The following is a 19,979-nucleotide window of genomic DNA, read 5'->3' on the forward strand; positions in this document are numbered from 1 at the left end:
GTATGAACCCTTCAGCAAGACTTCGCAATATTATGCCGGCAACAGAAGGTGAGGCTTCCTCAGGGCGTTCGGGTGCCGAATTTGTCCCAGTGTTGCAGGAGTTCATGAATGATGCGGGAGCCCACACGGTATCCGTTATCCAGCGCTACTTTTTCTCCGTCATAGCCGCTGTTCATGGATTGGACGGCTGTCATGCCGTGAGGCTGCTCAGTGTAATTTGAGGCGCTGCGAAGAACCAGAACACGGCTGCTGTCCACGCGACCGGCCTGCCCAAGGCGTGTCAGGGCTTCGAGAATGCCAGAGTCTTCCATGTCACTGGACACAAAATGGCTCTTGCCCTGTGTGAGAAGATGTACCCAGTCCCGAGCAAAACCGGTCATAATCTTGCCATGCCAGAAGGTATCCGAGCCGAAGTCTCCGCCCGTCACGACAGCTGGGCGTCCAGCAGCGATGTCGGTTGGTTTGTAGAGCTTGCGCTGGGCTTCGAGTTGCGGAGGATCAGACAGTGTGACGGTCTGGGTCAGGTCATAAGCCCAGTGCACCAGAGAAGAATTTAGCTGGAATGCATTATTGTGCTGAATGCTGCCATCGGGCGCATCCCCGCCCGACAGAGCGTATTGATTGGGCTTCTGAGCGGTGATCATGAAATAGCCGTATGGCCATTCTTTCGGAGCTTCCCGTTTGTCGATGTAACGCGTGATGTCTCCAACCACATAGTCCGCGATTGAAACTGAACCGACGGACGCGACGGTGGGGTCAAAGCCGGAAATACCATCCACCATCCAGTAAGCATGGCGCAGATCGAATCTCGGATCCGTTGCGAGGGCCATGACGGATGTCGTTGCCGAGGCAATCGGTGTTCCCGTTACGACGACTAACAGATGATGTTGCGCATCCGTGTAGATCGGATGAATGCCGAGAGGGAACGGAACCTTCTCTGTGAGATGCTCTCCTTCGATCCAGGGCTGGAATTCTCCTGCCCGGTCTCCGGTATCTTCACCAATTTCGTATGTGGTGAGTACGACGGCGCGGATATCCCAAGGCTGTTCTTTGGCTTTGGCCGACGCTGTTGTGAGTGCGAGTGCTGCCAGGCAGCCCATGGAAAAGGCGGGTGGCATGATTTGTTGCACAAAAGAGATAAGTTTCATGTATTTCTACCGTCGTTCCGCTCTCATAATGAGGGCACCATACAGGAAAGATATCGAAAAGAAATATTCATCTCCGATAGGTGTTCTATTATAGGCAACAGATTGATGCCATTTATAGGTACAGTAATATTTTAAAGTATATATTGGAATATTTGAGAATTTACTGCTGTATAAATAAATTATATCAAAATATATATTGTCTATATGTGTGATTTAAAAGACACATACGATAAAAAACCATAATAAAATTCAAAATATAGGATCAGTAAGTTCTTAGCCCGACTTGCTTTGGTCGACGTTCTGAATATTTTCTGCCGCAAAACGACACATCTTAGGATCGCGTGAAGATGAATTTTGGTGCCAGACGTCTCACACTGCTGACAGCCACTGTGCTGGCCGGAGTATTTTGTGATGCAGCAGCCTATGCTGCGGTCTCGCAGGCTCGGGGTAAGCATGCTGCGCCAGTTCATCCTCATGTGGCACCTGCTCATCATCGCACGGCTGTTGATGCCAAGGACGCGGAAGCAATTTCTGTCCGTGTGTCTCGTCAGGCGCTGAATGGTGGCGGTGGCATGATGCGCCACGAAATGGCATCGCACTCGGTTCAGACCGTCACGCGCCAGTATATCGAGATGCAGAGCCCGGCCAGTACGGCGCTGGACATGATCAAGAACCTGCCCAGCGTCACGGTTTCTACTGTCGATAGCTCTGGTATTCTTGGTGGCAAGATCAACAGCCGAAGCCTGACCGATTCAGACATGGGCATTCTGTTGAATGGTGTGCCTGTCGCGACCGCGTATTACCTGAATCAGAACGTTGATACTGAAAACGTCAACATGATCTCCGTTACGCCGGGATCGTCTGCCATTGATCTGCCGGTAACATCCGCCGCCGCGGGTATCATGGACTCCCAGACCATGACGCCGTCGCATAAGTTCGGCGGCCTGATGGATTTCTCGTACGGCACAAACAACATGTCCCGTGAGTTCCTTCGTGTTGAGAGCGGTGACATCGGCAATTCCGGCATCCGCACGTTTGCGTCCTTCTCTCATACACATGCCCGGAACTGGAATGGACCAGGAACGAACGAGCGTCGCCATCTCGATTTCGGTGCCGCGAAGGACTTTGAGGACGGCTCTTCCGTTAACCTATTTGTCTCATGGAACCACCAGTTCACGATGGAGCCGCTTAAGCCGACGGCAAAGCAGTTCTATGACAAGAAAGACGGGATCGGGACGTATAATTACTCGTCCAGCTATGATCCGTCGAACCCGTCAAAATACGGGATGCTGAATGGCAATATGTGGGATCAGGTCTTTGTAACGCTGCCTGTCCACATTCATCTGCCGGCGAAATTCTCTTTCGATTTCAAGCCATATTACGTTTACAACGGTGGCTATACCTATAACGGAAGCCTCTTCAGCGGAGCGGGTCGCAACGCGACCATTGGTCAGGGTGGAACGCCCATTTCTGGCAGTGTGCCCTCAGCCTCCTACTACAGCGTTTATCGTCCACACGCTGGGACTGTGGCGAAGCTGAACTATGATCCGGTCAGCTGGGATCATATGGAACTGGGATACTGGTTCGATTATCAGGATAATCAGGTCAACAACATGTATTCCGTGTTGCAGACCAATGGCAGCCAGTACTTCCCGTACAACACCTCCAAGGGGCTGTATGTGAATGGAACGCGCTATATGCCGTATCAGGGGGATGCCGGGTGGAAGATCCATTCGCTGTTCTTCCAGAATACGGCCAAGTTCCTGCATGATCGCCTGACGCTGAATGGCGGCATCAAGGTTGCCATGATCAATCGCTGGACGGTCAATGGCGCATCGTCAACGCCGCGCACCGAGCAGAACCAGGTTGTGCCTCTGCCGCAGGTTGGCATCAGCTACCGGATCGATCAGCACAACCTGATCTATGTGAATGCCGAAGGCGACTTCCGCATGCCAGATCCGGGCTCGCTGGGGCAGGTTTATGATGCTCAGACGGGTGGCTATGTCGGTAATCCGTACAACCCGAAGCCGCAGTATTCGATCAAGGAAGAACTCGGCTGGCGCTTTGATAACGATTACTTCATGACGGATCTGGAGCTGTTCAACTACTCCATTACCAACCGTCTGTTGTCCACGAGCGTTTACATCAACAATCAGGCCATCAGTTCCACCATTAACGCGGGTAACCAGACCGCGCGTGGTGTTGACTTCATGATCTCGGCACATCCGTGGCACCATCTCAGCCCGTATGTTTCCGTCGAATATCTGAACGCCACGATGGATTCCAATATCCTCACGACGGGCACCCTGAATGGTCAGACGGTCAGTGATCTGCTGCCGACCAAGGGTAAAACGGCCGTTCAGTCTCCGCATGTGCATGCGAGTGCGGGCCTGACATATGATGATGGCCATTTCTTTGCGAATGGCAGCGTCAGCTACGTATCGTCCCAGTATTCGACGTTTATGAACGACGAGAAAATCCCAGGGTATCTGACAGATAATCTGTCACTGGGTTATCGCTTCAACTCCTACGGCCGGTTTAAGGCACCGAAGTTTCAGCTGAATTTCAGCAATCTGGGCGGCGATTTCGTCCGGACTGGCGCCTACAGCCTCGTGTCCAATGCCAAGGCAGCCAAGGGTGTTTATGGCAGCACGATCAGTGCTAGCGGAACGCCGACCTATTACCTTTATCCGCGCTTCAGCGTGACGGGGAACATCTCTGTCGGGTTCTGATCTGGCGGCGATACGCATTTGAGAGAAAGACGGCTCTTCCTGGAAACAGAGAGGGCCGTTTTTTTGTATTGCGAGGATGACAGCGCTGGCTTTGAACGCTAGCATTTCGACAACGGCAATGGATTCTGCCTGACCGTACTGGTCGAACCGCTCTCCTCTGCGAGATGCTGATGATTCCTGTCAAACTCGCTTCTTTAGAAGCATGACAGGAGAATTGCGTCCGATGCCTGCTTTCCATAATTTCCCCCGCGTGGCTGTGACGACATTGCGATGGGGCTTTCTGCTTCTACTGCTGGGCGGAAGTGTCGGATCTGTTTGTGCCCTGTTTCTCTGGTTGTTGGACCAGGCCACGGACATACGGTTTGAGGCCCCTTGGCTGATCTTTGGCCTTCCGCTGGCCGGAGTGGGCGTTGCGCTGTTGTATCAGTGGTTCGGCGGGAAATCAGCCGCAGGCAATAACCTGATTATTGATGAAATTCATAAGCCGGGTGGGGGCGTCCCTTTCCGCATGGCGCCTTTGGTGTTGTTTGGAACGGTTGTCAGTCATCTTTTCGGCGCATCTGTTGGTCGGGAAGGAACGGCCGTTCAGATCGGAGGAAGCTTCGCCGCCGCAATTGGGCGCCTGTTCCGGCTGCACGTGCAGGACATGCGCCTGTTGCTCATGGCGGGTATCGCCGCAGGTTTTGGTGCCGTTTTCGGAACGCCTGTTGCAGGGGCTGTTTTTGGACTGGAAGTTCTGACGCTCGGCCGGCTTGATTATGCGGCTCTGCTCCCGGTCGCGGTGGCCTCGATTGTCGCAGACTGGACGTGTCATGCATGGGGTATCCATCATGCCGTTTATCATGTCGGCTTTCGGGGGATCGCCGCGGCAGACGGTTCGATGTTTCACGTCAACGCCATTTTGCTTGTGAAGGTCGGCTTTGCTGCCGTGTGTTTCGGTCTCGCAAGCCGGGCGTTTGCGGACGGTGTTCATCGCCTTGCAGGCGTTTTCCAGCGACTTTGCCCATCAGCCTGGATACGGCCTGCGATTGGTGGGGTGCTGACGTTGCTGCTGGTCTGGATGCTCGGAACGCGGGACTACCTTGGCCTCGGCACTGTCTCACATGTGGAGGGCGGGGCGAGCATTCTGAACTTCTTTGGGGCTGGATATTATCCCTGGAGCTGGCTCTGGAAATTGGTGTTTACTCTTGTCGCCTTGGCAACCGGCTTCAAAGGCGGAGAAGTGACGCCCCTCTTTTTCATCGGGGCGGGCTTGGGCAACGCATTGTCTCCTCTGTTGGGTGTGCCGGTTGATCTTCTGGCAGGGGTGGGGTTTGTGGCCGTGTTTGCCGGGGCAGCCAATACACCTCTCGCCTGTACATTCATGGCGGTGGAGCTCTTCGGCGCGACCGATGTGATTTATTACGCGACTGGTTGTTTCATCGCCTATCTCGTGTCCGGCCACACCGGCATCTATCTTTCCCAAAGGATCGGGACGCCCAAACTGGCTCTTTTCTCGAAAGAGCAGGGACAGTCGCTGCGAGATGTCTGTAGTCGTTAAAGCTATTTCCGGCGGGGCGGGGTTTTCTTGGCGTTCAATGTCGTGCAGAGCAGGGCTGCCAGCAACATTTCTACGCTGAGCAGGCCAAGCCATGTGATGACATCAATGATGGGCGTTTGCGATCCATGGAGCTGAAGCATCAGGCTTAAACCCAGCAGTGCAAAGCCTGTCAGTCTGAGGCCGAGCAGATAGGACGCCGACGTGTGTTTTTTGAAGAAAATGCCGCTGCCACGAGCAGAACCCGCCGCCATCAACAGAATGGAAATCTGCCCACACAGCAGCGTCGCCCCCATCATGGGGAAAGTCTTTTCTTGCGATAGGTATTGATGGCGGCATAGGCGAACGACCCGGCAAAAAGTGCGGCCGTTACACTTGTCGCGGCGCTGACACTATCACGCCATGGCGCCCCCAGTGCAGCAATGGCCAGACATGCCAAAGCGCAGGCAGCCAGAAGTTCGGTCCAGGCTGCTTCTGATTTACGGAACAGGGCGAAAATCAGGGCGAGAGCCCAGATGATGAAAACACACTGAATTTCATGATCTTCCCGTCCCGGAAGGCCAGCCGGGAGGATGCGGTTTGCAAGGAAATAGGATGTAAACGCCAGGGAAAGCCCGGCCAGAACCCCCACATTCAGGCGTTCTGTCAGCACATGTCCGAGATGAGGGTTGCTTCTCAGGCGTTTGATCGTCCAGAGGCGCATTCCGCTTCCAATGACGGCCGTCAGCATCAGTCCGCACACAAAATAAAGCCACCGTGTCACACTCGGCGCAAAGCGTGCGACGTGAAGACCATACAGGAATGTGTAAGCACCAATGAGCGGCCGCTTTTCGACATGCTCACTGAGAAGATGGCCGTTCGTGCCATCAAAATTCAGGGTGTGGGATGTCGTGCTGACGGTATTCGTGTTGCCTGATGTGATGGTGATGACGGACGCCTGATCGGTCGGATTGAAGATATAGATCTGTGCGATGCCGGCTTCACCGATGCGTCTTTCTGCATCCTGAAGAATGGGCAGGATAGGCGCGAGATGGCCCGGATGGCCGCTGGGCGGACGGGCATCGAGGGCCGGATTCAGGTCCGTGTAAGTGGCCATCAGGTCATGTTTGTAAACAGCCTGCGTGCTCCAAGGAAGAAGCAGGGTTCCGAGCGTAACGGCGCCTGTGAAGGAGATCATGAGATGAAATGGTAGAGCCAGAACGCCGAGAAGATTATGTGCGTCCAGCCAGCTTCTTTGCCCTTTTCCAGGGCGGAAAGTGAAGAAATCCGCGAAGATCCTGCGGTGAATAATGACGCCGGAAATCAGGCCGACGACAAGGGCCAGCGCGGCGATGGCCGCGATCAGCCGGCCAAACGGGTATGGGAGTTGAAGCTCGAAATGGAAGCGGTAGAAAAACTCGCCGCCAAAGGTTTGTCGAATGCCATCAGGGCTGCCGGTTTGTGGGCTGAGTGCTTTCTGCAAATACACGCCTTTGGGGTCAGACCAGACCCCTAGTGTGAATGGCTCCTGTTGTGTCGGTGCATTCAGATACCAGGCCGGAGATGCGGGGGCATTCTGTGTGAGCCACTCTACGGCGTGAGCGCTTGCTTCAATGGGGGAGGTGCTGGTGGCGCTCAGTTCCGGCCGCATCCAGACGCTGATTTCCTGCCGGAACACACTGAGCGTTCCAGACAGGGCAATTGCGAAAAGAACCCATCCTGTTATCAGCCCAAGGCCTGTGTGCAGCCAGGCCATGGAGGCGCGAAAATTGCTTTTCACGGCCTCCATCCCTCTAAAAGAGCCAGTCCTCCCGTAAGGAGTGTCGCAAGCAGCGTGACGCCAAAAGCTTTGCGACCATCGGCAACGCCAAAGCAGGCCATGAATGTAACCGGCCAGACCAGCAGGCCGACAAGGATGCCGGCCATAGCGCAATCTGCGCGGGAGAGGGGGAGCCAGAGGCTTAGGCAGATCCCTCCAAGCGCTGACAATGCGTATCCGCCGGGGAGTGCTGCCAGTAAACGCAATGTCAGATGCTGGCGCGCCGGACCAGACTTACCAGGTGTAGCCAACGCTCGCCTGTGCGTTGCGGCGTTCGCCATAATAGCAGAATTCCTGATTGTAAGAGGCGTAAGCAAGGCAGTTTGCCACATAGTTCTTATCAAACAGGTTGCGGACACTGGCAGCAACTGTCCAGCCATGCAGTCTGTGGGACAGGTTGTTGAGATCGTAGCGGATAGAGCCATCAAAGAGCGCATACTGCGGAATCCAGACGCTGCCATAGGATGCTTCGCCACCATAGGTCTTGGCAGAATATCGCATACCGCCGCCAAAGCCGAAGCCCTTCAGAGGGCCGGATGGCATCGTGTAGAAAACAAACAGGGAGGAATTCCCTTTGCCCGATTGCATCAGGGGCTTGCCGGTTGAATCGTCATGGACTTTCTGGAAGCTGACGGATGCTGTGACCATCAGGTTCTTATATGGCTCAGCATGTGCTTCGAACTCGAAACCATCTGAATGAACCAGACCGCTAGCGGTGCTGTACCCCGTATTCCCGACAGCAACCAGAACGTTGGTTTGTTCGATGTGAAAACCGGTCGCTGTCAGCAGGATACTGGTTCCCGGAACCTGATATTTCACACCGCCTTCAAGCTGCTTGCCGAGAGACGGGGCAGCCTGATGCATCGTCTTTCCGCCATCGCTGGACACGGCGCCAGACTGTGGTTGGAAAGATGTCGAATAGCTGATGTACGGCGCAAGGCCGAAATCAAAATGATAGAGGCCGGAGGCGCGCCAAGTAATTTGGCTGGGGCTCTGGCGGCTGTCTGAATTGTAGTTGGACTCAACCTGATGGGAGCGATACCAGTCGTTGCGGATGCTGCCCGTCAGGATCAGGCGGTCCCAGCGGATCTCATCCTGCCCATAAGCGCCCACCTGATGGGAGTCCGTCCGATAGTTGACCCATGGAGACATCGGATCAATGGCCATTTTGTAGTTCGGATGAAAGACGTTCAGGTCTGGTGCTGCGCCATAAAATCCGACTTCTGTCGCGCTCTGCTGCATGTAATCAAAGCCGAACATCAGCGTGTGCTGCAGCGGGCCTGTCCGGATTTTGCCTTTGAACTGGCTGTCGAATGCCAGGTTGTGGGTGCGTTCGTATGTCTCGATTGCTGAGCGGGCCAGCGTATCGTCGCTGACATAATACCCCATGTCATAGACGCTGCGGTATTGGGTCTTCACATCGTCATAACGGCCGCGAGACGTGAAGCTCCAGTCATTATTGAATGTATGATTGAAGATGTAGGTGATGGCCCCTTGGCGACGATTGTATTTTTCGAAGGATGAATCACCGTCATAGAAGTTTCTGGGCAGATAACCGTATGACGCCCGCTTGAGCGAGCCTACCAATGGGACGCCACCATAAGTCCCGTTCTCAGGGTCGTACTGGTAATTCCCAAGCAGTGTGAGAGTTGTTGGCCCATTCCCGCCGAAAGTCACCGCAGGGCTGATGGAAAAGCGGCGGCTTCCTGTGCGGGTTAGCTGTGTGTGTTGCCCATTGACGGTGCCGTAGAGCCGATACCGAACAAACCCATTGTCTGTTGCATACCCGCCGACATCGGCGTCGACGCGATAAAGGTCGAACATGCCTCCCGTTGTATTGATCCCGCCGTAGAAGCGCTGGTCGGTGGGTAGTTTGCTGGAGAGGGCCGTCAGGCCGCCGGGACTGGATTGGCCATACAGTGCAGAGGCGGGACCTTTAAGGATTTCAACCCGATCCAGACGTGATGTATCGGTCTGCGCCACCGCGTATCCTGTGGGGCTGTCCTGAAGTTTCAGTCCATCCAAAAACGTTGGGACGGAGAAGCCGCGGAGGGCAAATAGATCGTAACGCGTGCCAACCGCACCGCCGCGCTGGTCCGCAGTGACGCCGGCTGTGTAGCGGACGGCCTGATTGAGGTTCAGAACGCCCCGGACGTCCATCTCATTACGTGTAATGACCGTGACAGACTGAGCCGTCTCGATCAGCGGCGTATCCGATTTCGTTGCAGACGTCGCCACGGTCGCCATTCTACGTGCCCGTACGGAGATATGCTCCATCTTGGCAGGAGTGGACGTCGATTTCCTGTTCGTATGGTTGTCTGATGGGGTTGTCGTCGTTGTCTGGTCAGCGGCGTGAGCGTGGCTGAAAACAAGGCACAAACCGGCAATAGCAGGGGTAATTCGGGAATTGCTGGGCACGGGACTCACGCGGTGGCTTGATGAAGGAAGCGGGACTATCATTCAAATGATAATTATTCGCAATAAGAATTTTTTGAAAAAATTATTGTTTTCGGGTGAGCATTGTGGGTGAGTAGGTTCAGGTTAAAATTTTTGACGATGAACTATGTTATTTTTCCGTAATTATTATTGCTTTCAATTTATATTGTAATATTTTTGATTTGAATGTGGTGGCAGTTTATTTTTATTTGCTCGAAAAAATATTTCTGGTATTCGTGAGTTGGGAATATTTTTGTATCGTGTAATTTACATAATTTCTGGGTAGTCTGGATGCGTTTCCTGATTGTTGGCGGAGCCGGCTTTGTCGGTAGTCATGTCGTTCTTGCTCTGCTGGATGGCGGTCACGATGTTGTCGTTCTTGATAACCTGAGTACTGGCCATCGTGCGGCTCTGCCGGACAGTGTTGGCTTTCACCAGGTCGATCTTCTGGATTTTTCCGCAACAGCTAAAATCGTTGCGCAAGGACCTTGGGATGGCGTGATGCATTTTGCGGCACTTTCAGTTGTCGCAGACAGCATGCGTGAACCCTTGCATTATTTACGTCAGAATTATCTAACTTCGTTAAATCTCATACAGGCCTGTATCGACAATAAGGTTAAGAAATTTATTTTTTCTTCGACTGCTTCACTCTTTGGTGGACCTGAGCGTTTAGAGCCTATTCCAGAGAATGCTGCGGTGCAGCCTGGATCGCCTTACGGTGAGAGCAAGTTTTTCATTGAGCGCGTTTTGCATTGGGCAGATGCTATCCACGGCTTAAGAAGTGCGACACTTCGATATTTCAATGCTGCGGGGGCTGATCCGGCGGGACGTGTCGGCGAAGACCACAATCCCGAAACACATCTTATTCCATTGACTATCGATGTAGCATTGGGGCGGCGGCCTGCGCTTAAGCTTTTTGGGATGGATTACCCTACCCGGGACGGTTCCTGTATTCGCGATTATATTCACGTTACCGACCTTGCTGATGCACATATCCGTGCGTTGTGTCAGCTCGACACCCGAAGCGTGGCTTATAATATCGGCACTGGGCGTGGGTATTCAAATTTGGAAATTATCCAGAGCGTAGAGCGGGTCAGTGGGAAGAAAGTCCTATGGGAGGCTGCTCCTCGTCGTGGAGGAGATCCTGCAATGCTTATAGCGAATTCTAATACGTTCCGAAAAGAAACCGGCTGGACACCGAGGGTTAGTGATCTCGACAGTATTGTTGATACGGCCATGCAATGGCGGAAAAAACACCCATATGGGTATGAAAATTAAATGTATTAGAAAATTGTAAATTTTATAATTAACTTTATTATGCAAGAACTTTTAAAATCATATCTTGTAATTCTGAGGGATGTATTGTGGGATTATTGCAAAGTTTCTCACTTTTATGAGTGTTGTAGGAAAGAGAAATAAAAGGCGTTGACCGTATTTTTGAAGGCGTAACGTATCCCGGAATTGACGGGCGATGGTCGCCGAAAAATATGAGATGTGCGGGGCGCCCACAGTCACGCAATGTACGGTCCAGATTCCCCAATAAAGCGTCACCATTTCGAGCGTGGCGTTCCCAGGCCGTTAGAGCATCTGGGGCATCCAGGCGGCCTGCGTCCCAAGGGCCATGATTTTCCATGGTCACGACGTAAATCAGTTCTGGCTTTTCAGCCGACACGATGCGGTCGTGAAGATAGTCACCGATTGCCTTGTCGCTGATGTAGGGACCGGCTGTTTCAGCGTGTACAAAATCATCTGGGCCGACGAGTGTGGTAAAGCCTAAGGCAGGCATCAGGCGATCTCGACCGTAGAACCTGAGATCGTGAGGGTGGACGAAAAGCCGTTTTTCATAAAGGGCGGCAAGCCGATTTGGTAGCCCAAAGGTATGCTCATCCTGAGCTGTCAGAAAGGGGTCAAAGGCTCGAAAACCAAGCTCCTCCTCACTGCGCCCACAGAGCACAGCATATTCCGTGCGCATTGTGTATGCGCCGAAACCGCTGACGGAGAGCGCCCCATAGTGGTCGGAATTTTTCTTCAGTCGCTCAAAGTTATGGAGGGGAGCAAGTGGATGGTTGGGAACTAGATCTTTGGGGTCTGCAAAGGACTCACACTGTACGATGACTAGAAAGGGGGCCGGGTCTATGTCTTGTTCCCGTGCGGGCAGTGGCTGGGCAGGGGCCGGTGATGGTGTTGCTCGCCATCTGAGCGTGTAAATAAGCAATACCGGAAGTAATCCGCATCGCACGATGTCTGCTTCAAGATTGGGCCGCAACATAACACTGGAACGCCAGTAAAATTTCCAGCCAGCACTGAGGTCCAGGAGAGAGGTCAGCAGTATCAGCAACCCGGCGAAATGAGCTGCAGGTGCAGTAGAAGAAAACGCAATGACGCATCCGAAGACGAGCAATGCAGCAGGTATTAAGATAATCTTCAGAAAAGTCGGGATCGCAGCAAGATAAAAGCGTGGATAACGCAGGAATGAGGCAGCGACCGCCAGGTCAGAGAAAACTAAGGGTTCGCCCAACACTCGAAACTTGATGTTGGAAGCAATGACAAGGGCTAGAAACAATGCGTCCGTGAGAACGCAGGCAACCCAAAAGCCTCCTGTCAACGCAAGTGTTGCGCCGTAAAAAGTCAGGATAGATAGGGTGTGAAGTGTGTATCCGCGCCAGCCACTGCGGTCTGGCCGAATGAATCTGTCAAATAAGATCGAAAATACGACCGTGCAGCAAAGGGAGAACAAAAAGTTCTTCACAGAAACGACGCAGAAAAAAGATAAATCATGAATTCGAAATCGGCTTTCGGATGCAGCAGGCTTTCAGTTAGAAAGTATGTCTATGAGATTTCATCCATCAAGCACAGGCTCTACGATTGACTCGGTCTTGCTCAGGCGACCGCCAAGGGCCGAGAGCAAGGATGTTGAACTGGGATGCATCTCCTCATTCTCTGGCGAAAATCTACGTCATTCTGCTGCATCGATCCTGCATGACATTCGGCGTGCAAAGATTGGGGGAGCTTTCTGGTTACCGTCAGTAGTGCTTTCCGCTGAACGCAATATTCTCCTGTCGCTGCCAGCAGACGCTTCTCTTGCATGGAGTTTGTGGAAACATGTTACGGCTCAGGTAGATGCACGGAAAGTCGTCGTTATTTCCCAGCACTTGCATCATGCCGATGCAATCAGAGCCGCAGGCGGCCATGTTGTGTCTCAGGTGGACCCGCACAGCATGCTTGAACAGGTTGATGAAGTCTGGACAACGGGTCGGGACGACATCGCGCTTCTTGGTGCAGCTTATGGTCGCTTAGTGAGAATATGGTCGCCCGAAGGAGGCGAGGGCGTATTTTCCGCAACCATGGCTCTCGAATGGCTGACACGGGCCATTTCCTGGCGTAGCCCGTTCGATGGCAGGTCAATCGATCTAACCGAAGCGGTAAGGATCGTTTCTGACGATCGTCGTGCCTGGGAGCGGACGCGGGATGTGGCGGTCTGCGTTGGCATGGCATGGTGGAAACGCGAGCGTATTCGCGAGTTTTTCAATGTGAGCCGGAAGAGGATCTTTTTTCGGCATTCCATGTATGGCGCTTTAAGCGAAGCGCAACGTCGCAAAGGAATAATTGCTGCCTGGTCCAGCCGTACCCCGTCTGGACTGAAAAATAAGGCAAAGGCTCAGGGGGTGGGCATTTGCCAGGTTGAAGATGGCTTTCTGCGGTCTGTCGGGCTCGGAAGTGATCTTCTTCCCCCCTGTTCTATCGTGCTCGATAGGGCGGGCATCTATTTTGATCCTTCTCGCCCCAGTGATCTTGAAAAGATCCTGATGCAGACTTCTTTCGATGACAGCCTGCGGGCTCGTGCTCGCCATTTGATTGACACACTCGTAGCGCGGAATGTCTCCAAATACGGGAGTACGGCTGACGTTGGTTCCTTGCTTTCACGTCCTGCCGGGAAGACGGTTATTCTGGTGCCGGGGCAGGTCAGTAACGATCTATCCATTCGGTTGGGCTGTGGGGACGTCAGCGACAACCTCTCCTTGCTTCGTAATGTTCGGGATCGGATGCCCGATGCACACATTGTTTTTCGTCCTCACCCGGACGTGGATGCAGGCCATCGCCCCGGTGCAGTCAGAGATGATATCGCCCTGCAGTATGCAGACGAGATCGCACGAGGTGGCCCAATGGTCTCTTTGATTGCTCAGGTAGACGAAGTTCACACCATGACATCGCTTGCAGGCTTCGAGGCGTTGTTACGGGGGCGTGCGGTGACGACTTATGGAAATCCATTCTACGCAGGGTGGGGGCTGACGTGCGATCTGGCTCCGAGCACCGGCCGTAGGGGAAGAAATCTACAACTGGAAGAGCTTGTAGCGGGGGCGCTCATTCTCTATCCGCTTTATTTGGATCCGGTCACCCGAACACCCTGTGGGCCTGAAGTTCTTGTTGAGAGACTTTCAGACCCAACAATATGGACAACATCTTTCACTGTGCGTTTACGAAGATTGCAAGGCCGTCTACGTAGGCGAATACAGCATACACGCATGAGGATCTGGCCGAAATGAAGGCACCGGGCGATAGCCACTTCGGCAAGAAACATCTCAAGCCTCTGAAAAGTCGGAATTTCCTGTTTCTACAGGGATTAATGGGGCCGTTTTTTGAGCGCGTCGGAGAAGCCCTGCTGGCAGATGGCTACAAGGTTTCCAAAATTAACTTCAATGGCGGAGACAAGCTTTTCTGGCGCCTCCCAGGTGGTGTGGACTATCGGGGAAGCCTTGAAGACTGGCCTGATTTTCTGCGCAACTTCATTGTGCAACGCGAAATTACGGATGTCGTTATTTTCGGAGACTGTCGCCTGCATCACATGGCCGCGGCGAAGGTCTGTGAAGAGCTCCAAATTCCGATGCATGTCTTTGAAGAAGGGTATCTCAGGCCGGACTGGGTGACGCTTGAACTTGGGGGCGTGAACGGCCACTCGCGTTTGCCGCGCGATCCCGACTATTACCGCGTGGAAGCACAATTGCTTCCTCCCCAGCTGCCTCACAGGTCCGTGCCATCCTCTTTTCAAAGGCGTGCAGCGGAAGGTATTGCCTATAATACTGCGGACCTTCTTTTGAGATGGTATTTCCCGCATTGGACAAACCATCGTCCGTGGCATCCCCTTGTTGAGGGAATGGGTTGGCTGAAGCGGTTTTCGCGTCGTAAGGCTGTTGCCGAACGTACGAAGAAAGTTCTGAGCAGGCTTGAGGCCTGTAAAGCGCCTTATATGCTCTTTCCTCTCCAGTTGGATGCGGATGCTCAGGTCCGTCTCCATTCGGGCTTTAGTGGCATGCAGGAGGCGATTGAATACGTCATTTCTTCCTTTGCGGCTCATGCACCCGCAAATATGCGGCTGATCATCAAGCAGCATCCCCTGGATAATGGTCTGCGTGATTGGCGGCATATTATTGCGTGCTCCGGGCGGCATCATGGAGTGCTCGGGCGGATTGGCTTTATCGAGGGGGGTGACATTGCCTTGCTGGTCAAGCAAGCTGAAGGCGTCATCACCATCAACAGTACAACTGGTACATTGGCGCTGGCAGAAGGTATTCCAGTTATTACGCTAGGGCAGGCCATCTACAATATTCCCGGCATTACATACGAGGGAACACTCGACGCATTCTGGAAGACCCCGGAAAAGCCGGATATGGAGCTTTTCGCTGCGTTCAGGCGCGTTCTGGTCGAATACTGCCTTGTTGCCGGTGGCTTTTTCTCAGACGAAGCCATGTCCAAGCTGGTGCAAGGTGTCGTGGCAAAGCTTGAACGACATTCGCCTCAACTGTTTCAGACACGGGCGACTGAGGAAGGGCATGAATTCTGGCATGGAATGAGCCGTCCGCTCTTACGTCTTTCAGAAAAGGTTGCGGACGCAGTAGGGGCTCCTGAGTGAAGGAAAGTCAGGCAACATCTCCGTTTCTTCTTGATATTTCACGCCTTCTTTCCCGTTCGGGAGCGAGTGTACCAACGGGCATTGATCGGGTCGAGCTGGCCTATGCGCGATACCTGTTGGCTCATGTATCAGAACAAACGCGCTTTTGTGCCATGCACCCAATTGGTGTGATGGGAATGATTGACCAGGCCACGGCGCGGCGGTTCATACAGGCCCTGGAACTTCAGTGGGGACAATCTGGTTCCGGCCGGCCGGCCGCGCGCCTATGCGGTGCGATTAATCGTGGCCTGTTCTGGCATCGGCCTGCAGCAATGGCTCCTGGCACAATATACCTTAATGTTTCACATCATCATCTGACACGCCCTAAAGTGGTCGGTGCCTTTCTCAGGCAGACAGGTGCTCGTTTCGTGGTGATGATTCATGATCTTATTCCGATAGACTACCCGGAATATTCTCGCCCGAGAGAGCCCGCGCGGCATGAAATCCGTCTTAAGACAGTCGCACGTTATGCCGATTCCATTATTGTACCGTCGCACTACGTGAAGGAAACGGTCTGTCGACATCTGACGGAACTCTCAGTCGATATTCCAGTCCATGCAGTTCTTCACGGGGTCGATGCTCCACACCTCCATACACGCACGATGGAACTGGATGCATCACTTCGCGATCAGCTCAAAGGACGACCCTATTTTGTATGTCTGGGCACCATTGAGCCCCGTAAGAACCATCTTCTCTTGCTCAATGTTTGGCGTCGTCTTGTTGAACAGGCACCATCCTCGGCACCTGTACTGGTAATCGTAGGAAAGCGGGGCTGGGAGAACGAGAATATTCTTGATCTTCTAGATCGCGCACCAGCCCTCAAGGGACACGTCATTGAGTGCCAGTCATTGCCTGACACGATGGTTCAAACCCTTCTGAAAGGCAGCTCTGGGCTCCTGTTCCCATCATTTGTCGAAGGTTTCGGGCTTCCACTTGCGGAAGCTTTGTCGCTGGGCGTGCCTGCGCTTTGTTCCGATATTCCAGTTTTACGAGAGGTCGGAGGATATGCGGCGAGCTATCTCGATCCTCTGGACGGGCCGGCATGGTTGGACGCGATTATGCATTACGCTGCTTCGGGGTGTGACAGGACAGACCATACGTTACAGACAGAAAGCTTCTGCACCCTTTCCTGGGAAGAGAGCGTAGCGCAAGCACTTTCACTGATACAGTAATCTGAAAGTATTTATCGAAATTCCATTTAAAATAACTGCTAGATGACTGGTTTTCTATCGCGGGCGATCACCCATCCAGCAGGGTTTGGTAGAATTTCTTCATGCGTCGTGCATAGGGTTCAATAGCAAAGTCCTGTGCACGTTTCCGGCCTGAAGACGAAAGAGCCGCCCATAATGCATCGTCTTGGTCGAGCGTTTTAATGCCTCCAGCCAATGCTTCTACGTTTGTGCTGTCTACAAGAAGCGCTGAAGTTCCTGAAATTTCCTCTGTTGCATGCCCTAGGCTCGTCAAAACGGGGGTGCCTAGAAGCATGGCTTCCAGAATAGGCAGACCAAAGCCTTCCGCCAGAGACGGAAAAGCGACGCATCGTGCTTCTCTGATGGCGCGAACTAAGGCCGGGCGGCTGCACCAGGGCAGGATCCGCACGCGCTCAGGAACTGGATGATGCTTGAGGGCATGAAGCTCTTCTGCTCCCCCAAATCCTAAAGCGCCGATTATGGTCAACGGGCGAGTTGTTCCAGAGCGACCATGGGCTTCGATCAGTCGTCCAACATTTTTGCGACGTTCAATCGTGCCGAAGTAGAGAAAACCGTCTTTTGGACAAGGAGCCTCGACAGTCAGCGCTTCAGCCATGAGGTCTGTTGGAAACGAAACCGATTGAGACAGCATGCTGATTTTCTCCGGAGGTAGTCCGAAGAAACGGATCAGATCCTGCCGGACCGCTTCTGAAACCGTGACAATGGCATCAGCATTGTCACACCAGAATTTCAGACGTCTATGAAGGCGCTTGACCGGAGTGTCGCTGAACTCAGGGTGGAGCAGTGGAATAATGTCGTGGATCGTCACGACATTGGGAATGCCTGGCCACTGCAGGGGAACCGGATAGGTCCAATGCATCAGATCCGGTGGCACGTCAGCTTTTATGGAAATCGGCCTATGAAGCGTCCGGTCCCTTATTTCGGCTGTTCGATAAAGGTCGTGACCAATATAGCCGTCACCTGTCTGCTGGACGCAACTGTTGGGCCAAGTGCTACGGACGAGGCGTTTGATTTTCTGGGGAAAGTTATGAACATTTGCGTGCGTGGCCATGTCATCATGTAGCCACGCCGGGCGAATGCCTGCCTCGTTGTATGCTTCTCCCAAAGTCGCTGCGTATGTTGCAACGCCCGTGCCACCAGCACGGCCCGTATTGCGGGTATCAAGTCCAATCCGCATTGGTATCAGGGAGAGCGTCCGGTCTTGGTGTGGAAAATCCGATCCCAGACATCGTTGCTTACCGCGAAATTTTTTTCTGGCGCAGCATAATGATGAATGAGGTGGTGACGACGCAGTTTGCGAAGAATGCCCCGCTTTGGTCGATACTGATGACAGGCGTAGTGAACAAGATCGTAGACAATATAGCCCGCGAGAAAGCCGAGGAAAAATGTGGTGCCGTTATGGCCCCCTAAAAAATGCGCCAAAGCCCAGAGCAAGCCTGCAAGGGGAAGGCTGACGGACAGGGGCATCATGTTGCGGAGCTTCTCTCCGGGCTCATCATGATGATTGCCGTGGATCAGGAAGATAAATCGTTTGCCAATCTCGTGTGAGAGATCGAGGTGGAAAAGGAAACGATGACCCAGGTATTCAAAAAAAGACCAGAAGATGAGGCCCATAAGGAACAGGGCTACAAATGGAGCCACCGCCATCGGCACACAGTCCAGACAGACAAGGGAAAATATGACGACCCAGACCGGGATGAAAACTGACAACGGCATATATGTAAGCCGTTCCAGCCAGTCATTTCTGAAAAGCCTCAATGACACTCGGCAGAATTCCCCTGAAACCTTTGTTGTCTGTGCTGAATTCCCTCTTTTTTCGGAAAACAGAACGCGTTGATCCATGCGATCATATCGATGTTCTCAAGACACGCATAGTAATGTTTGAGCTTCAAACTGAAGGATGTGCCCTTCTTGCACCAGCTCAGCAGGTTAACGAAGGCTTTCAAACTAGTCAGACCACTCAACTTGGTTCCAAACATTTCTGAATAGGTGGTTTGTTTGAACGAACACATCTTCAGATTTCGTAAAATGTCAGAAATTTACGAAGGTTTTTTCAAATTTCAGGTCGCAAGACGTGATTTCTCGATACATCTCGCATGTGATCATTGCTCTGACGCTGCTATTGGAGCGAGCTCACCTGGGGCGTCAAATCTGTTCATCATTCTGTCGCTGAGGTTACGATGAGCATGGGACTACTTGTCGTATGGAAATATGGCTTTTTTAGCGATCGATAATCTTTGCCGGATGAAGTTCCTGCTGCCGAGGCATACAAGAACTTCATCAACGGCAAACATTGGCGCTGAAGTAATCAGTTGCCGTTTTGAAGATTACAAGATCGTCGGGACAATGCCGCCTTCGCACCTGATCGCAGCACCATTGGTCACGGCGCCGAATGGGCTGGAAAGCAAGGCGACCTGAGCTGCAATTTCCTCCGGGTGGATGAGGCGCTGGAGCAGAGAAAGAGGGCGCATTGTTTTGAAGAATTCTGCTTCCCGCTCTTCTTCGGACGCGTCCTTGTTCGTAACGGCCGCCTTGATAAAGGCCGTACTGCCTTCGGATTTTGTTGGGCCCGGAAGAACGCAATTGACGGTAACGCCGGTTCCCTTGGTTTCTTCAGCCAGGCCGCGTGACACAGCAAGCTGCGCTGTCTTGGTCATGGCATAGTGAATGGTGTCTCCCGGTGTGACGACGCCGCATTCGCTGGAGACAAAGATGATGCGTCCCCAGTTCTGCGCAATCATGTTTGGGAAATAGTGCCGGGAAAGGCGGACGCCGCTCATGATATTGACTTCGAAGATATGGCTCCATTCTTCGTCCGCGATATCGGCAAAAGCTTTAGGTTCAAAAATCCCAAGGTTGTTGATCAGGATATCAACGGAGGGGACGGCTTCAACCAACGCTGCAACTCCGGCCTGTGTCCCGGCATCAGCCTGAACGGCACGCACCTGCGTTGGTGCATTCAATTCTGTCGTGGCTGCATCCAGCTTTGACTCGCTTCGACCGCAAATGACGACATTGACGCCCTCCGCCACGAAACGCTTGGCAATGGCCAGTCCGATCCCGGACGTTGAGCCAGTAATCAGGGCGGTTTTGCCTTTAAGGTTCAGATCCATGGTGACCTCGCATCTATTGTTTTATTTAATTTGAGAGAGTGCCGAAAAATCCGCTGG

At 53.0% G+C, this 19,979-nt stretch carries 15 protein-coding genes and 1 riboswitch; of the genes, 6 read left to right on the forward strand and 9 right to left on the reverse strand.

The features are described 5' to 3' along the window. Positions 1 to 59 precede the first annotated feature (59 nt). Positions 60 to 1,118 carry a purine-nucleoside phosphorylase gene (locus GCE01_RS12050; protein ID WP_211516779.1) on the reverse strand — a complete coding sequence of 353 codons (1,059 nt, stop codon included), beginning with the start codon at positions 1,116 to 1,118 and terminating at the stop codon, positions 60 to 62. Positions 1,119 to 1,495: 377 nt separating this feature from the next. On the opposite strand from GCE01_RS12050, the gene GCE01_RS12055 reads away from it, so the two are divergent. Further along, complete coding sequence (locus GCE01_RS12055) at positions 1,496 to 3,880, forward strand: TonB-dependent receptor (protein ID WP_064275127.1); 2,385 nt, start codon at positions 1,496 to 1,498, stop codon at positions 3,878 to 3,880. A 105-nt stretch (positions 3,881 to 3,985) separates the two neighbouring features. Continuing rightward, positions 3,986 to 4,067: riboswitch (Fluoride riboswitch) on the forward strand. A gap of 36 nt (positions 4,068 to 4,103) precedes the next feature. Further along, positions 4,104 to 5,420, forward strand: a complete 1,317-nt coding sequence (locus GCE01_RS12060; RefSeq protein ID WP_244591210.1) for a voltage-gated chloride channel family protein — start codon at positions 4,104 to 4,106, stop codon at positions 5,418 to 5,420. Between the two features lie 2 nt (positions 5,421 to 5,422). Here the strand turns inward: GCE01_RS12060 and GCE01_RS12065 are convergent, their stop codons facing one another. Genes GCE01_RS12065 through GCE01_RS12080 form a run of 4 tightly spaced genes read right to left on the reverse strand, consistent with a single transcriptional unit; the run spans position 5,423 to position 9,633 of the window. Then, positions 5,423 to 5,716, reverse strand: coding sequence for a hypothetical protein (locus GCE01_RS12065; protein ID WP_244591211.1), 294 nt, complete (start codon positions 5,714 to 5,716; stop codon positions 5,423 to 5,425). Further along, positions 5,713 to 7,176 (reverse strand): PepSY-associated TM helix domain-containing protein, encoded by a 1,464-nt coding sequence (locus tag GCE01_RS12070; RefSeq protein WP_099213269.1) that lies wholly within the window; start codon positions 7,174 to 7,176, stop codon positions 5,713 to 5,715. Before GCE01_RS12070 ends, GCE01_RS12065 begins: the two co-directional genes overlap by 4 nt. Then, a complete protein-coding gene (locus GCE01_RS12075; protein WP_244591213.1) occupies positions 7,173 to 7,496 on the reverse strand; it encodes a hypothetical protein in 324 nt (107 codons plus the stop codon). Before GCE01_RS12075 ends, GCE01_RS12070 begins: the two co-directional genes overlap by 4 nt. Further along, complete coding sequence (locus GCE01_RS12080; protein WP_244591214.1) at positions 7,450 to 9,633, reverse strand: TonB-dependent siderophore receptor; 2,184 nt, start codon at positions 9,631 to 9,633, stop codon at positions 7,450 to 7,452. The genes GCE01_RS12075 and GCE01_RS12080 overlap by 47 nt, the downstream gene beginning before the upstream one ends. A 309-nt stretch (positions 9,634 to 9,942) precedes the next feature. Here GCE01_RS12080 and galE point away from each other — a divergent pair, with 309 nt between their 5' ends. Continuing rightward, on the forward strand, positions 9,943 to 10,929 hold the full coding sequence (gene galE, locus GCE01_RS12085; protein ID WP_099213096.1) for a UDP-glucose 4-epimerase GalE: 987 nt from the start codon (positions 9,943 to 9,945) through the stop codon (positions 10,927 to 10,929). A gap of 37 nt (positions 10,930 to 10,966) precedes the next feature. Here galE and GCE01_RS12090 read toward each other — a convergent pair whose 3' ends face one another. Continuing rightward, entirely contained in the window at positions 10,967 to 12,400 is a 1,434-nt protein-coding gene (locus tag GCE01_RS12090; protein WP_167386166.1) for an LTA synthase family protein, read from the reverse strand. A 127-nt stretch (positions 12,401 to 12,527) separates the two neighbouring features. On the opposite strand from GCE01_RS12090, the gene GCE01_RS12095 reads away from it, so the two are divergent. The 3 genes from GCE01_RS12095 to GCE01_RS12105 are packed head-to-tail and all read left to right on the forward strand — an operon-like array spanning position 12,528 to position 16,770. Beyond that, positions 12,528 to 14,195 carry a capsular polysaccharide export protein, LipB/KpsS family gene (locus GCE01_RS12095; RefSeq protein ID WP_167386167.1) on the forward strand — a complete coding sequence of 556 codons (1,668 nt, stop codon included), beginning with the start codon at positions 12,528 to 12,530 and terminating at the stop codon, positions 14,193 to 14,195. Next, on the forward strand, positions 14,192 to 15,559 hold the full coding sequence (locus GCE01_RS12100) for a capsule biosynthesis protein (RefSeq protein WP_099213099.1): 1,368 nt from the start codon (positions 14,192 to 14,194) through the stop codon (positions 15,557 to 15,559). Before GCE01_RS12095 ends, GCE01_RS12100 begins: the two co-directional genes overlap by 4 nt. Then, entirely contained in the window at positions 15,556 to 16,770 is a 1,215-nt protein-coding gene (locus GCE01_RS12105) for a glycosyltransferase family 4 protein (RefSeq protein ID WP_099213100.1), read from the forward strand. The genes GCE01_RS12100 and GCE01_RS12105 overlap by 4 nt, the downstream gene beginning before the upstream one ends. 67 nt (positions 16,771 to 16,837) lie before the next feature. Here the strand turns inward: GCE01_RS12105 and GCE01_RS12110 are convergent, their stop codons facing one another. From GCE01_RS12110 to GCE01_RS12120, 3 genes are all read right to left on the reverse strand, one after another. Continuing rightward, a complete protein-coding gene (locus GCE01_RS12110; protein ID WP_099213101.1) occupies positions 16,838 to 17,986 on the reverse strand; it encodes a glycosyltransferase family 4 protein in 1,149 nt (382 codons plus the stop codon). A 5-nt stretch (positions 17,987 to 17,991) separates the two neighbouring features. Next, entirely contained in the window at positions 17,992 to 18,525 is a 534-nt protein-coding gene (locus tag GCE01_RS12115) for a sterol desaturase family protein (protein ID WP_167386168.1), read from the reverse strand. Between the two features lie 611 nt (positions 18,526 to 19,136). Beyond that, entirely contained in the window at positions 19,137 to 19,922 is a 786-nt protein-coding gene (locus GCE01_RS12120) for an SDR family NAD(P)-dependent oxidoreductase (RefSeq protein WP_099213103.1), read from the reverse strand. Positions 19,923 to 19,979: the final 57 nt, after the last annotated feature.

This window comes from Gluconobacter cerinus (genome assembly GCF_002723935.1).
In the GTDB taxonomy this organism is placed as follows: Bacteria; Pseudomonadota; Alphaproteobacteria; order Acetobacterales; family Acetobacteraceae; genus Gluconobacter; species Gluconobacter cerinus.

Coding starts and splice junctions, on each gene's coding strand:
- GCE01_RS12050 (WP_211516779.1), bottom strand. CDS start 1,118: ATGCCACCCGCCTTTTCCATGGGCTGCCTGGCAGCACTCGCACTCACA.
- GCE01_RS12055 (WP_064275127.1), top strand. CDS start 1,496: ATGAATTTTGGTGCCAGACGTCTCACACTGCTGACAGCCACTGTGCTG.
- GCE01_RS12060 (WP_244591210.1), top strand. CDS start 4,104: ATGCCTGCTTTCCATAATTTCCCCCGCGTGGCTGTGACGACATTGCGA.
- GCE01_RS12065 (WP_244591211.1), bottom strand. CDS start 5,716: ATGATGGGGGCGACGCTGCTGTGTGGGCAGATTTCCATTCTGTTGATG.
- GCE01_RS12075 (WP_244591213.1), bottom strand. CDS start 7,496: ATGGCGAACGCCGCAACGCACAGGCGAGCGTTGGCTACACCTGGTAAG.
- galE (WP_099213096.1), top strand. CDS start 9,943: ATGCGTTTCCTGATTGTTGGCGGAGCCGGCTTTGTCGGTAGTCATGTC.
- GCE01_RS12100 (WP_099213099.1), top strand. CDS start 14,192: ATGAAGGCACCGGGCGATAGCCACTTCGGCAAGAAACATCTCAAGCCT.
- GCE01_RS12110 (WP_099213101.1), bottom strand. CDS start 17,986: ATGCGGATTGGACTTGATACCCGCAATACGGGCCGTGCTGGTGGCACG.
- GCE01_RS12115 (WP_167386168.1), bottom strand. CDS start 18,525: ATGCCGTTGTCAGTTTTCATCCCGGTCTGGGTCGTCATATTTTCCCTT.
- GCE01_RS12120 (WP_099213103.1), bottom strand. CDS start 19,922: ATGGATCTGAACCTTAAAGGCAAAACCGCCCTGATTACTGGCTCAACG.